General features: G+C 56.5%; 11 protein-coding genes. 4 read left to right on the top strand and 7 right to left on the bottom strand.

The genetic code is table 11. The features are described 5' to 3' along the window. Positions 1 to 4: 4 nt before the first annotated feature. From clpX to ppiD, 4 genes are all read left to right on the top strand, one after another. Entirely contained in the window at positions 5 to 1,279 is a 1,275-nt protein-coding gene (clpX, locus tag NOM67_RS04840; RefSeq protein WP_033113123.1) for an ATP-dependent protease ATP-binding subunit ClpX, read from the top strand. A gap of 141 nt (positions 1,280 to 1,420) precedes the next feature. After that, the gene (gene lon / locus NOM67_RS04835; RefSeq protein WP_041207531.1) at positions 1,421 to 3,775 is read left to right on the top strand and encodes an endopeptidase La; all 2,355 of its coding nucleotides are present in this window, start codon (positions 1,421 to 1,423) and stop codon (positions 3,773 to 3,775) included. Positions 3,776 to 4,015: 240 nt separating this feature from the next. Further along, positions 4,016 to 4,288: a nucleoid-associated protein HU-beta gene (gene hupB, locus NOM67_RS04830; RefSeq protein ID WP_005315375.1), complete on the top strand. Its 273-nt coding sequence runs from the start codon at positions 4,016 to 4,018 to the stop codon at positions 4,286 to 4,288. Between the two features lie 151 nt (positions 4,289 to 4,439). After that, positions 4,440 to 6,353 carry a peptidylprolyl isomerase gene (ppiD, locus tag NOM67_RS04825; protein WP_255934293.1) on the top strand — a complete coding sequence of 638 codons (1,914 nt, stop codon included), beginning with the start codon at positions 4,440 to 4,442 and terminating at the stop codon, positions 6,351 to 6,353. A 206-nt stretch (positions 6,354 to 6,559) separates the two neighbouring features. On the opposite strand, the gene NOM67_RS04820 is transcribed toward ppiD, so the two are convergent. From NOM67_RS04820 to NOM67_RS21735, 7 genes are all read right to left on the bottom strand, one after another. Then, a complete protein-coding gene (locus NOM67_RS04820) occupies positions 6,560 to 8,152 on the bottom strand; it encodes an ABC-F family ATPase (RefSeq protein ID WP_208736207.1) in 1,593 nt (530 codons plus the stop codon). Positions 8,153 to 8,214: 62 nt separating this feature from the next. Next, entirely contained in the window at positions 8,215 to 9,468 is a 1,254-nt protein-coding gene (locus NOM67_RS04815; protein WP_255934290.1) for a site-specific integrase, read from the bottom strand. Positions 9,469 to 9,610: 142 nt separating this feature from the next. Beyond that, on the bottom strand, positions 9,611 to 10,018 hold the full coding sequence (locus NOM67_RS04810) for a hypothetical protein (protein ID WP_124241186.1): 408 nt from the start codon (positions 10,016 to 10,018) through the stop codon (positions 9,611 to 9,613). A 90-nt stretch (positions 10,019 to 10,108) separates the two neighbouring features. Further along, positions 10,109 to 10,324, bottom strand: a complete 216-nt coding sequence (locus tag NOM67_RS04805; protein WP_255934289.1) for a hypothetical protein — start codon at positions 10,322 to 10,324, stop codon at positions 10,109 to 10,111. A gap of 11 nt (positions 10,325 to 10,335) precedes the next feature. Beyond that, entirely contained in the window at positions 10,336 to 10,527 is a 192-nt protein-coding gene (locus NOM67_RS04800; protein WP_124241185.1) for a hypothetical protein, read from the bottom strand. A gap of 122 nt (positions 10,528 to 10,649) precedes the next feature. After that, on the bottom strand, positions 10,650 to 11,708 hold the full coding sequence (locus tag NOM67_RS04795; protein WP_255934288.1) for a RecT family recombinase: 1,059 nt from the start codon (positions 11,706 to 11,708) through the stop codon (positions 10,650 to 10,652). A gap of 11 nt (positions 11,709 to 11,719) precedes the next feature. Then, complete coding sequence (locus NOM67_RS21735; RefSeq protein WP_255934287.1) at positions 11,720 to 13,111, bottom strand: PD-(D/E)XK nuclease-like domain-containing protein; 1,392 nt, start codon at positions 13,109 to 13,111, stop codon at positions 11,720 to 11,722. Positions 13,112 to 13,179 lie beyond the last annotated feature (68 nt).

The raw sequence follows: 13,179 nt of genomic DNA, 5'->3' as shown, positions 1-13,179 counted from the left end.
CTGAATGACAGAAAAACGCAAGGGTGAGGGTGATAAGCTGCTCTACTGCTCTTTTTGCGGCAAAAGCCAGCATGAAGTGCGTAAGCTGATCGCTGGCCCTTCCGTCTACATATGTGATGAGTGTGTCGAGCTGTGCAACGACATCATCCGCGAGGAGATCCGCGAGATCTCTCCCAAGCGCGATGGTAATGAGCTGCCGACCCCTCATCAGATCCGCGCTCATCTCGATGACTATGTGATCGGGCAGGAGTACGCCAAGAAGGTGTTGGCCGTTGCCGTCTACAACCACTACAAGCGCCTGCGCAACAGCGGCGAAAACAGTGGTGTGGAGCTGGGCAAGTCCAACATCCTGCTGATTGGCCCGACCGGTAGCGGCAAGACCCTGCTGGCCGAGACCTTGGCTCGCCTGCTGGATGTGCCGTTCACCATGGCCGATGCGACCACCCTGACCGAAGCCGGTTATGTGGGCGAGGACGTGGAGAACATCATCCAGAAGCTGCTGCAAAAGTGCGACTACGACGTGGAGAAGGCCCAGCGTGGCATCGTCTACATCGACGAGATCGACAAGATCTCCCGCAAGTCGGACAACCCCTCCATTACCCGCGATGTCTCCGGGGAAGGGGTGCAGCAGGCCCTGCTCAAGCTGATCGAGGGGACCATCGCTTCCGTGCCGCCGCAAGGTGGTCGCAAGCATCCGCAGCAGGAGTTCTTGCAGGTTGATACCTCCAAGATCCTCTTCATCTGTGGCGGTGCCTTTGCCGGTCTGGACAAGGTGATAGAGCAGCGTTCCGTCAAGGGAACCGGTATCGGTTTTGGCGCCGAGGTGAAGTCCAAGGATGCCAAGGCCTCCTTGAGCGAAACCTTCGCCAAGGTGGAGCCGGAAGATCTGATCAAGTACGGTCTGATCCCCGAGTTCATCGGCCGTCTGCCGGTGGTGGCTACCCTGACCGAACTGGACGAGGCTGCCCTCATCCAGATCCTGCAAGAGCCGAAAAACGCGCTGACCAAGCAGTATGCCGCGCTGTTCGATCTGGAAGGGGTTGAGCTGGAGTTCCGTGAAGATGCGCTGCACGCTATCGCCCGCAAGGCGATGGAGCGTAAAACCGGTGCTCGTGGTCTGCGTTCCATCGTGGAAGCTGTGCTGCTCGATACCATGTATGACCTGCCTTCTTTGGAAGGGGTCAGCAAGGTGGTGATCGACGAGACCGTGATCAAAGGGGACTCCGCACCCTTGATGATCTACGAAAATCCCGAGACTCAAGCTGCCGCATCAGAGTAACAGTCTGATTTTTAATCAAATGGAAGGGGCTTTTTGCCCCTTTCATGCTTTTTGCGGTTTAGACGATTGAATCTCGTTGGAGCGCCCCCATATACTCAGCCAAGCGCTTTGCCAACGGTATAACAAGCCGAGAGGACATATATGAACCTAGAGCGTTCAGAACGCATCGAGATTCCCGTCCTGCCTCTTCGTGACGTGGTGGTTTATCCCCACATGGTCATTCCACTCTTTGTGGGGCGGGAAAAATCCATTCGCTGTCTGGAAGCGGCCATGGAGCAGGACAAGAAAGTTCTGCTGGTGGCCCAGAAGGATGCGTCAACCGATGAGCCGACCGTGGAGGAGATCTTCACCGTCGGGACAGTGGCCAATATTCTGCAGATGCTCAAACTGCCGGATGGCACCGTCAAGGTGCTGGTAGAGGGTGGGCAGCGTGCTCGCCTGGAGCGGATGATCGACGACAAGGACTTCTTTGTCTGCGAGGCCCAGTACATCTCCTCCAAGGCCATTGACGACAAGGATCAGGAAGTTCTGGTTCGCTCCGCCATCGGCCAGTTTGAAGGTTACATCAAGCTCAACAAAAAGATCCCGCCCGAGGTTCTGACCTCGATTTCGGCGATCGACGATGCTGCGCGTCTGGCCGATACTATGGCCGCTCACATGCCGCTCAAGCTGGAAGACAAGCAGAAGGTGCTGGAGATTGTCTCTGTCTCCGAGCGCATCGAATTCCTGATGGCGATGATGGAGTCGGAAATTGACCTGCTGCAGGTCGAGAAGCGCATCCGTACTCGCGTCAAGAAGCAGATGGAGAAGAGCCAGCGCGAGTACTACCTCAACGAGCAGATGAAGGCCATCCAGAAAGAGCTGGGTGAGCTGGAAGATAGCCCGGATGAGTTCGAAGCCCTCAATCGCAAGATTGAAGAGGCCGGCATGCCGGAAGATGCCCGTGAAAAGGCCCAGGCCGAGCTTGCCAAGCTGAAGATGATGTCTCCCATGTCTGCCGAGGCTACCGTGGTTCGCAGCTATGTGGACTGGATGGTACAGGTGCCGTGGAAGGCGCGCTCCAAGGTCAAGAAAGACCTGGGCAAGGCGCAAGAGGTGCTGGATGCCGACCACTATGGTCTTGAGAAGGTCAAGGATCGCATCCTCGAATATCTGGCGGTGCAGGCGCGGGTGAACAAGCTCAAGGGGCCCATCCTCTGTCTGGTTGGCCCTCCCGGTGTGGGCAAGACCTCGCTGGGCCAGTCCATCGCCAAGGCGACCGGCCGCAAATATGTGCGGATGGCCCTCGGTGGGGTGCGTGACGAAGCGGAGATCCGCGGTCACCGTCGTACCTACATCGGTTCCATGCCCGGCAAGCTCATCCAGAAGATGGCGAAAGTTGGCGTGAAGAACCCGCTGTTCCTGCTCGACGAAATCGACAAGATGAGCTCGGACATGCGTGGCGATCCTGCCTCTGCCTTGCTGGAGGTGCTCGATCCCGAGCAGAACAACAGCTTCAACGATCACTACCTGGAAGTGGATTATGACCTGTCGGACGTGATGTTCGTGGCCACCTCCAACTCCATGAACATCCCGGGCCCGTTGCTGGACCGGATGGAAGTGATCCGCCTCTCCGGTTACACCGAAGATGAGAAGCTCAACATTGCCAAGCAGCATCTGGTTGCCAAGCAGATCCAGCGCAACGGCCTGAAAGCCTCCGAGATCACCATCGAGGACTCGGCGCTGGTCGGGGTGATCCGTTACTACACCCGTGAAGCAGGGGTGCGGAGTCTGGAGCGCGAAATCTCCAAGATCTGTCGCAAAGCGGTCAAGCGCATTCTGCTGGACAAGAGCATCAAGCATGTTCAGGTCAATCAGGAGAACCTCAAGGAGTTCCTCGGGGTGCAGCGCTTCGATTACGGTAAGGCCACTGACCAGAACCAGATTGGTCAGGTGTGTGGTCTGGCGTGGACCGAGGTGGGGGGCGACCTGCTCACCATCGAGACCACCAACATGCCGGGCAAGGGCAAGCTCACTTACACCGGTTCTTTGGGTGATGTGATGCAGGAGTCTATCCAGGCAGCCATGACTGTCGTACGTGCCCGTGCCGAGAAGCTGCGCATCAATGCTGACTTCTACGAGAAGCGTGACATTCACGTGCACGTACCGGAAGGGGCGACCCCGAAAGATGGCCCGAGCGCCGGTATCGCCATGTGTACTGCGCTGGTCTCCAGCTTGACCGGTAATCCGGTTCGTGCTGATGTGGCCATGACAGGTGAAATCACCTTGCGTGGTGAAGTGCTGCCCATCGGTGGTCTCAAAGAGAAACTGCTGGCCGCTCACCGTGGTGGTATCAAGCGTGTGCTGATCCCGAAAGAGAACGAACGTGACCTCGAGGAGATCCCGGCAAACGTCAAACAAGACCTTGAAATCTATCCCGTTCGCTGGATAGACGAGGTGCTGGAACTGGCGTTGCAGGACAATCCGCAAGGGTTTGAGCGCGTTTCTGTCGTGTAAATTTTGATGCGCCGCAAATTTGGCGCATTCGGGGGGTGGTTAAGGCTTGCATGCATCCCATAACGGAAGTAGCCTTGACCACCGATCGGGTTCTCGTGATAAGTCGCAATGCGTTGTGTGGCGCGGGTTTGCGCCAGATTGTCACTTGCAACTGGTCAGGAGGCTTGCTATAAAACCTCCACTTGTTGTGGCCAGGGAAATCAGCGCCGCAGCGGTGTTCGATAAAAGGGGAATATAAGAGTGAATAAATCTCAACTGATTGACAAGATTGCAGACGGTGCTGATATCTCCAAGGCTGCTGCCGGCCGTGCGTTGGATGCCTTCATTGACGCTGTAGGTGAAGCTCTGAAAGAGGGTGACCAGGTTGCTCTGGTTGGTTTCGGTACTTTCGCTGTACGCGAGCGTGCTGCCCGTTCTGGCCGTAACCCGCAAACTGGCGCGACCATCGAAATCGCTGCTGGTAAAGTTCCTGCCTTCAAAGCCGGTAAGGCCCTGAAAGACGCGGTCAACTAAGTCGGGCGCCGATGATATGTCGGCTACCGTCCTTGGTCGCAGACCAGACAGGTTAGAGAGTCCTCTCTCATACTGATTGACCAAGGCGCATCGCAATCGGTGCGCCTTTTCATTATTTACGCCCATCGAGTTCGGGAGCATAAGTACAAACATGATGTTGGATAAACTACGCGAAGGGGCGCAAGGCAAGGTAGCCAAGGTTATCTTGGGCCTGATCATCCTCTCCTTTGCTTTGGCTGGTGTAGGTAGTTACCTGAATGGTCCGGCCCGTACCGCCCCCGCCACTGTCAACGGCACAGATATCAGTGCAGCCGCGCTGGAGAACGCCTACCGCAACGAGCGTGCCCGCATGGAATCCCAGATGGGAGAGGCATTCAGCCAGCTGGCCGCGAACCCCGATTACATGAAGCAGTTCCGCCGCGGTGTGCTGGATCGCCTGATCGATCAGGCGTTGCTGGACAGCAAGGCTCGCGAGCTGGGTCTGCGTGTCAGCGATGAGCAGATCAAACAGGCCATCGTTGCCATGCCCGAGTTTGCCGAGAACGGCAAGTTCAACAATGATCGTTACCTGCAGCTGATCCGTCGTGCCGGCATGACTCCCGAAATGTTCCGCGACTCCCTGCGTCAGGACATGGTGCGCCAACAGCTGATGAGTGCCCTGCTGGGTACCGAGTTCTCCCTCAAGGGTGAAGCCGAGCAGCTCGACAAGCTCTACAACCAGACTCGCGATCTGCGTCTGGTGCGTCTGGCGGCTGCCAACTACGTGGCTGACGTACAGGTTTCCGACAACGAGCTGGAGCAGTACTACAAGGCCAATGGCGCTCACTTCATGAATGACGAGCAGGTGAAAGTAGACTACCTGCTGCTGGATGCGACCAGCCTCGCCAAGGATATCAAGGTCACCGAACAGGATGCCCAAGATTACTACGACCAGCATCAGGACCTGTTCCAGCGTCCCGAGCGTCGTCATGTTGCCCATATCCTGATCCCGTTCGGCAAGGATGAGAAAGCGGCCGAGCAGAAAGCAGAAGCCGTGTTGGCCAAAGCCAAGGCGGGCGATGATTTTGCCGCGCTGGCCAAGGCCGACTCCTCCGACACCTTCTCCGCCAAAAAAGGCGGCGAACTGGACTGGTTCGAGAAAGGGGTGATGGATCCGTCCTTCGAGAAGGCTGCCTTTGCCCTGAACAAGGCCGGCGATCTCTCCGCCGTCGTCAAGAGCCCGTTCGGTTTCCACATCATCAAGCTGTTGGGTGTTGAGCCAGCTCAGACCAAGCCGTTTGCCGATGTGAAGGAAGAGACCATCAACCGTCTGCAGAGCGACAAGGCCAAAGAGCGTTTCTTTGCCGAGCAGCAGAAGATGGCTGACAACAGCTTCGAAAACCCGGACTCGCTGGACATGACCGCCGAGGCCATGGGTCTGAAGGTACAGTCCTCCGACTACTTCAGCCAGGGTTCTGCTCCTGCTCCGCTTAACGATCCCAAGGTACTCTCCGTGGCGTTCTCCGAGCAGCTGCGTGATGACAACACCAACTCCGACGTGATCGAGCTGGCTGACGGCAAGGCGCTGGTGCTGCACATCACCGGTCACAAGTCCAAAGCGGTCAAGCCGCTGGCCGAGGTGAAAGAGCAGGTGATTGCCGCCATCAAGCATGACAAGGCCGGTGAAGTTGCTCGTGGCAAGGCCCAGGGCCTGCTGGACAAGCTCAAGGCTGGCAAGAGCATCGATGGCGATCTGGCTGCGCTGGGTCTGAAGGTACAAACCCACAAAGGGGTGTCCCGTTTCGATCGCGAGATGGATCAGAATCTGGTTACCGAAGCCTTCACGCTGCCCCATCCCAAGGATGGCAAGCCGAGCGTGGCACTGGTTGCCGAGAGCAACGGTGACCGCGTCGTGGTTGCGCTGGACAAGGTGAACGTACCTGCCGAGCCTTCCAAGATGGTTGCCATGCTGCAAGGTCAGCTGGGTCAGGGCAAAGCACAGGTGGATTACAAGTCTCTGATCGACGAGTTGCGCAAAGCAGCCAAGATCGAGTACTTCACCAGCGTGGAAGCGACTGTCGAGTAATCGTCAGTTCAATCCAGTGAAAACGGCTCCTTGATGGAGCCGTTTTTTATCTGTGGGCGAGGGGGATAATCAAGCACAGCTCACAGCTCACAGCTCACAGTGATCGCTGCACAGCCGTAAGCCATATCAGTCGCCATAAACATGGGACACAAAAAAACCGGCACATAAGTGCCGGTTTCTCATTGCGAGTTTGTGCAGGACTGAGGTTACACCACGCCCTGAGTGCGCAAGTAATCCTCGTAGGTACCACCGAAGTCGCGGATGCCATCTTCGGTCAGCTCCAGGATGCGGGTCGCCAGAGAGGAGACAAATTCGCGGTCGTGGGAGACGAAGATCAGGGTGCCCTGATAAAGCTCCAGTGCCATGTTCAAGGATTCGATGGATTCCATGTCCAGGTGGTTGGTCGGCTCATCCATGATCAGGATATTGGGGCGCTGCATCATCAGCTTGCCGAACAGCATGCGGCCCTGTTCACCACCGGAGAGCACCTTGACCGGCTTCTTGATGTCGTCCTGAGAGAAGAGCAGACGGCCCAGTATGGAGCGTACAGCCTGCTCGTCTTCGTTCTCCTGTTTCCACTGGGCCATCCAGTCGAACACGTTGAGGTCGGTGTCGAAGTCTTCGGCGTGATCCTGGGCGTAGTAACCGATCTGGGCGTTCTCGGACCACTTGATGGTGCCGGTATCCGGAGCCAGTGCGCCGACAAGGGTCTTGATCAGAGTGGATTTACCGATACCGTTGGTACCCAGAATGGCGACCTTCTCGCCCACTTCCATCATCATGTTGAGGCCCTTGAACAGCGGTGCCTCGCCATAGCCTTTTGATACGCCTTCGATCTCCAGGATGTTGCGATAGAGCTTTTTGTCCTGCTCGAAGCGGATAAAGGGGTTCTGGCGGCTGGAGACCTTGACGTCCTCAATCTTGATCTTGTCGATCTGCTTGAGACGGGAGGTCGCCTGGCGGGACTTGGAGGCGTTGGCGCTGAAACGGGAGACGAAGGATTGCAGATCGGCGATCTGGGCCTTCTTCTTGGCGTTGTCGGCCAGCAGGCGCTCGCGCGCCTGGGTGGCGGCCAGCATGTAGTCGTCGTAGTTGCCCGGGTAAACGCGCAGCTCGCCGTAGTCCAGATCCGCCATGTGGGTACAGACGGAGTTCAGGAAGTGACGGTCGTGAGAGATGATGATCATGGTGCTTTCACGATCGTTGAGCACCTGCTCCAGCCAGCGAATGGTGTTGATATCCAGGTTGTTAGTCGGTTCGTCCAGCAGCAGGATATCAGGGTTGGAGAACAGCGCCTGTGCCAGCAGCACCCGCAGTTTCCAGCCCGGCGCCACTTCGCTCATCGGCCCGTTGTGCTGCTCGAGCGGAATGCCGACACCCAGCAGCAGCTCGCCTGCGCGTGCTTCGGCGGTGTAGCCGTCATACTCGGCAACCAGACCTTCCAGCTCGGCGGCCTTCATATAGTCTTCGTCGGTGGCTTCGAGGTTGGCGTAGATGGCATCGCGCTCGGCGATGGCTGCCCACAGCTCGGTGTGGCCCATCATGACCACGTCCAGTACGCGCATCTCTTCGTAGGCGAACTGATCCTGACGCAGCTTACCGATGCGCTCGTTGACGTCCAGGCTCACATTACCGCCAGTGGGCTCCAGATCACCACCGAGGATCTTCATGAAGGTGGACTTGCCACAGCCGTTGGCGCCGATAAGGCCATAGCGGTTGCCGCCGCCAAACTTGACGTTGATGTTCTCAAACAGCGGCTTGGCGCCGAACTGCATGGTGATGTTGTTGCTGCTAAGCATAGTGTGTTAAAAAATTCCTTAATTATCAGCGCATTACTGCACTGGTTGAAAATTCGGGGGCGCTATTGGGGCAAATGCCCATTTTTTTGCATCGAACTCCAGATAGAATCGACCTCACTTCGGCTGGCCGATTCGATCCATTTTCCATAGACCTCTTGCAACATTCTTGCAGAGTTGTGACCCATCTGTTCAGCTATGAACGCAAGGTTTCCGTGAGCGGTGATGTTCCAACTGGCAAAAGTATGCCTAAGTTGGTAGGCCCGGCGATAACGAACCCCAGACTTCTTGATTGCTGCCTGCCATGGGGCCACCAGGAAAACACCAGAGTAAAAAGGTGGCCTGTCCGGCACAACTTTGGTTGGTCGGAAGACTGGGCGCAATGTTTGGCGCACGATCATGCCACCTGGTAGGTGCATGTCAATCTCTGCGTCCAAAAGTGCCCCAGTTATCTTGAATTGATCCTGCAGCGCGTTCAGCGCAGGAGGCAAAAGGTGAACTGTTCTTGTCCGGTTTGTCTTCGGTAGCTTGAATTGCATCTTTTGCTGAGTAAGGTTTCGGCGCACGTGCAGGATCTTTTTCTCAAAATCGATGTCACCCCAGCTTAATGCCCTCAGCTCACCGGGACGGAGCCCGGTGTAGGCGAGGACCAGCAATATGTTCTTAAATTGCCGATTCGTGGTGACCTCGATTAGCCTTTGGAACTCCCAATGCTCGAAAGGGTCTGCGCTCTTTTCGGTGTTCAGCCTGGCAGCGGACACTCGCACGTCGAATGCCCGTTCAACAAGCTCATTTCGCGCAGCCCATTTCAGCAGGTTCCCGATATGGCCAAGATAGGTTCTTACTGTTCTTGGCCGGCAATCGATGAGCAGTTGGTTGCGCAGTCTCTCAATATGCATTGGCAGCAAGTCAGCTATTGGCATATCGCGACCGAGAAACTCGGTCATCCTTTTGAATGCGCTGCCATATGAGCGCTTTGTCGATATGCCTATCGTTGGCCCAGCGCTCTCAGCAAAGGCGACAGCGGCCTCAGCCAGTGTCATTTTGGTGGTTGTACGCCCCCCCAGGCGGGCCAACGCCTTGGAGTTGGGGAAGTGTTTTGCATAGTCAAAGTTACCAAGGGCGATTTCATGTTTGATCGCAGCGAGTTTGTTCGCTGCGAATTTGACATTTACCTTCGTGATGGGGACATCCAAGGTCTCTCTGCACCGGCGCCCCTTGTAGCTGAAGCAGAGCCGAATCTTGTTGCCATGCAACTCGATCCCGGTCAGCCCCGCTATCAGCGAGGCGTGGTTTTCTACTGTGCTGACTCTACCCACTTGTCGTACTCCTCGATGCTGTAGCGAACCTGACCATCAGGACCATATTTCCAAATTATTCCTTCGGGCCATTCCCCCTTAAGGCGGCGTCCCTCTGCTGCCTTTTCAGTCATACCTGTCAGTGCTTCAAAAAGACGCGGCCTTACCCATCTTGCGCACGGATAGATGTAATTTCTTTGCATGTGGTCCTCGCGATTAAAAGAGACTCAAGCCGGTGACGCCCGAGTTTGTTGTAGTAGAAGGTCTGCACTTGCTTGCGTGAGTGAACCGCTTGGTCAAGGCGGTACTCTCCAAGTTCAGGGACCTTCAGATTGTGTTGGTTGGCCAGCCTGCCGATGGCTTGGGCGCTCACCCCCAGTTCTTTGCCAAGCGCAGTAGCGCTCCAGAGTTGGCCGCTAATCGAGGGGGCTTCGATAGGCAGATCGAAGTGAGCCAGGATGCGGCCGATCTCGGCGAGCTTTGCTGAGCGGGAAAGAGTAGGGGAGATAACGGTGTTTACCAGGTCGTCCAGCAGCCGGCTGTCTTGGTCGATCAGTTGTAGTTGATGCATGGCGTGGCCCTCCTGTCAGGAGGATGGAGCGCCGGTTGGGGTGATGGAAGAGCCGCTATTGGGCCGACTTCTCTTCGTCACGGTTCATGGTTATTTCACATCCCTCATGCTGATCTGGATCCCGACATAGGGGCACTGGGTTCGGTATACATACCGGCTGTTCTCCTTCTCGATGCTTTTACAGCGAAATGAAGGACGAGGATCGACGCGAGTGACCGATGAGCCCGCTGGCTGGCGGGCCTTCAGTTGGTCTATCTGGTTGAGTGCTCGCTCAAGAGCCAGCAGTTTGTTGGGGTCTGTATGCATTGCCTGGCTCCTCATAGTCGTGGCTTGAGAGGCGTTGGTTTTACCTGCAGCTCGTGGAGCTTCTTGGCCGCAGCTTCGGCCTGCTGCAGATCGCAGATGGTTCCACCGGGTAGGACGAACTTACCGGGGAGCCTGGGGTGAGGCATGACTACGCCCAGCCCCATGACTACTGCACCGCAGTAGGGGCTTTCGAATGTCTTCATGTATAACCTCTGACTTATCCACCGTTTCTGTGAGGCCAGCAGTGGATGGTTTGGGGGTATCAGGCTGTAGCCCTTAGCGACTCTACTGTAGAGCCAGGCTGAACCCGACTTTCGTATCGGGGTTAGGCAGCTCGTTTCTTATCGAGTCCTAGGCGGGCGAGGTTTTTGCGGTAAATCTCATTGGCTTGGGATTTCTGCTCTTCAGTGAGCTTTTCCCCAAGCAGGGAGATTTCGTCCAAGGCCGCCCGCAGTTCTTTAGCCGATTCGGAGATATCGAGTTTGAACAGGGCTTCCGCCAGTTGATCGGCGATCTCCGGGTCAACTACTGCTGTTTCTGGAAGAGGGTCCACGAGTTCTTCAGTGGGGACTATCTGTTCTACTTCTCCTTCGATAACGCTGCCGGCTTTGGCTTGATCCTGCTGCTTGGCGCGCATGGCTGCGGCTCTTTCTGCAAGCTTATCGGTCGCCGACTTATTGCCATCATCAGGGCCTCGAGGGGTGAAGTCCGGGTTGATTTCACGCTCCTCCAGCTCGTCTACCGAGTAGACGCCCATGATGACGTCCGGGGTATGGAGGCGAGCCCAGCGTTTCACTCCCAGATAAGCCAACTGCTGCTTCGGGTCATCTGCCCAGAGCGTTGAGTTGCGGGTTCTTGCCTGCTGCAGGAATAACTTGAGCGTGCGGACTTCACCGCTGGTGAGGGTTGCACTGATTATCACGCCACAGCCTTTCTCGTCGGCAAAGGTCCAGTCTGGTGAGCGGTACGTTACGCCTTTTTTCGCTGGGTCTTTGCTCGGGACCTCTTTGAACTTACCGAGAACCTGCTCCCACGGTCCAAAAAACTCATAGTCAAAGCGTCCCTTGATCACCCCTGAGTTGACGACAACGGCGTTGACGAGCTGCGCTTCATATCCCAGGGTACCACCCACAAGGTGGGTCTTTTGGGCTACAGGGAAGGGGTTCATACCCCACTGCAGCGCTTGCAGGCAGATGGCAAAGCAGTCCGCATGGTTGCCCTGCAGGTGTTGGGGAATGGTCGCTTTGCCGCTTGCCATCAGTGCCGCCAGCTTGTCGACACTCGCCATGAAGTCGGCATTCATCATGAGGTTCAGTATGTTGGCCTGGCCCCGTTCGTTGGCCAGCACCGGGGCGGTGGTCTGAGTCGATACAGTGGTTTGCATATCGAGGTTCCTTAAAAGAGGTTTGCGGGAAGCTCTTCAGCCGGTTCCTGGGCTTCAACCAGAGTTGGGACGAAAGGCTCTTCGAGGTCGATGCGATGGCGCTCTGCAGCGGCTTGATACGGCGGTACCGCGATTTCCCCCATACCATCGTGGCCCGGGTAGTAGTCGCGTTCTCGCCAGGTGATGATGTTGCGCAGGGCCATGTCTCGCAGCTCGAGGCCACGGCGCCGGTCTTCTTGGCCGTAGTAGTAGACGCCGACCATGATGGGTTTGTAGACGTCCTGGCCCAGTGGTCCATCTTTCTCAACCGCGATGAAGATGAGGGTTGCCGGATGACCGGTGACAGCTTCATACCCGTCGGTGTAGTGGCCATCCTGTATGTGGTAGTTGTGGGCTGAAGCGTCGCGAGCAAATCCAGCAGCGCTGGCGCTGCGGACGAATTTCAGGTCAACCAGCACATGGTCTGGCCGCTTCCAGTCGGGCCGGCACTTCAGCAGTTCACCCGTTTCTGGATGGTGCCAGTAGATACTGGTCTCAGCCTCACCTTCGTCGAGCAATACCGCGGCTTCAGGGTGGTTAAACACCGCTTCACGGTAGCGCAGGGCATGGATGTACTCGTTGTGGGTGACGATCGTCCGTTCACCGGCCGCCTCGCGGAACTGCTCCTTCATCTCATCCAGGAATTTGGCTGCCGGGTTAAAACTGCGGATCCGCTCTGCCATTTCTGCCTTGGTACCGCTCAAGGGGAGAGGGTCTGGCAGGGTGCTAATATGCTTGGCCCGCTCCAGCTCTTTAGGGCCAATCTGGGCGTAGCTTTCCAGCACAGCCTGGTAACTACCTTTGGTCTTGAGTGGCTTAGGCAAGCTGTCGTTATAGGCCCTGACACATGCTCTCAGGGCCGTCGCGGTTCGCTTGTCATCTTCCCCGAGAGTTTGGAACTCATCGGACAGTTGGCAGTAAGCCACTTCTGCATCCGCAAGGCTCGTTCCCAGCTCAACAGGGGGGCTTAGCTGCCGGTTGTATGCTTCGATAGCATCGACCAGCTCTTGTTGGTCCGGGCGCTTCTCAAGGGATGCGTTGTAGGCTTCTATGGTGGCTTTCATCTGCTCGGCGCCAGCGTAGGCGTCCTCTGGCCACTGCGGCTCGATGGCGTACTCGCTTTCAAAATCAGCAAACTCAAGTACGATCTTGTGCAGGATCTTCCCTTCACGAAACGGGATGGTCTCTTTCTGGGGATTGCCGTCGATCTTGTAGTAGCGGTAGTGCTGGCCGGAGATCAGCGCCAAGTCCAAACTGCTTTTCGATTCGCCCTTACTGCCGTGATAAACCTCGCTCGGTAACTTTCGGTATATAGCCGGGGCGATTGGTACGAAATTTTCGACATCAGTTATTTCAGCTTGCACGTTGTAGGTCCTCTGCTTTGGTCGGGGTGTTGATATGCGCTGTGGTCATCAGCGCAATGCCTATAGGC

Source organism: Aeromonas sp. SG16, assembly GCF_024436135.1.
Lineage (GTDB): Bacteria > Pseudomonadota > Gammaproteobacteria > Enterobacterales > Aeromonadaceae > Aeromonas > Aeromonas jandaei.
The sequence above is the reverse complement of the archived record's forward strand: the minus strand, read 5'-3'. Positions and strand labels throughout refer to the sequence as shown.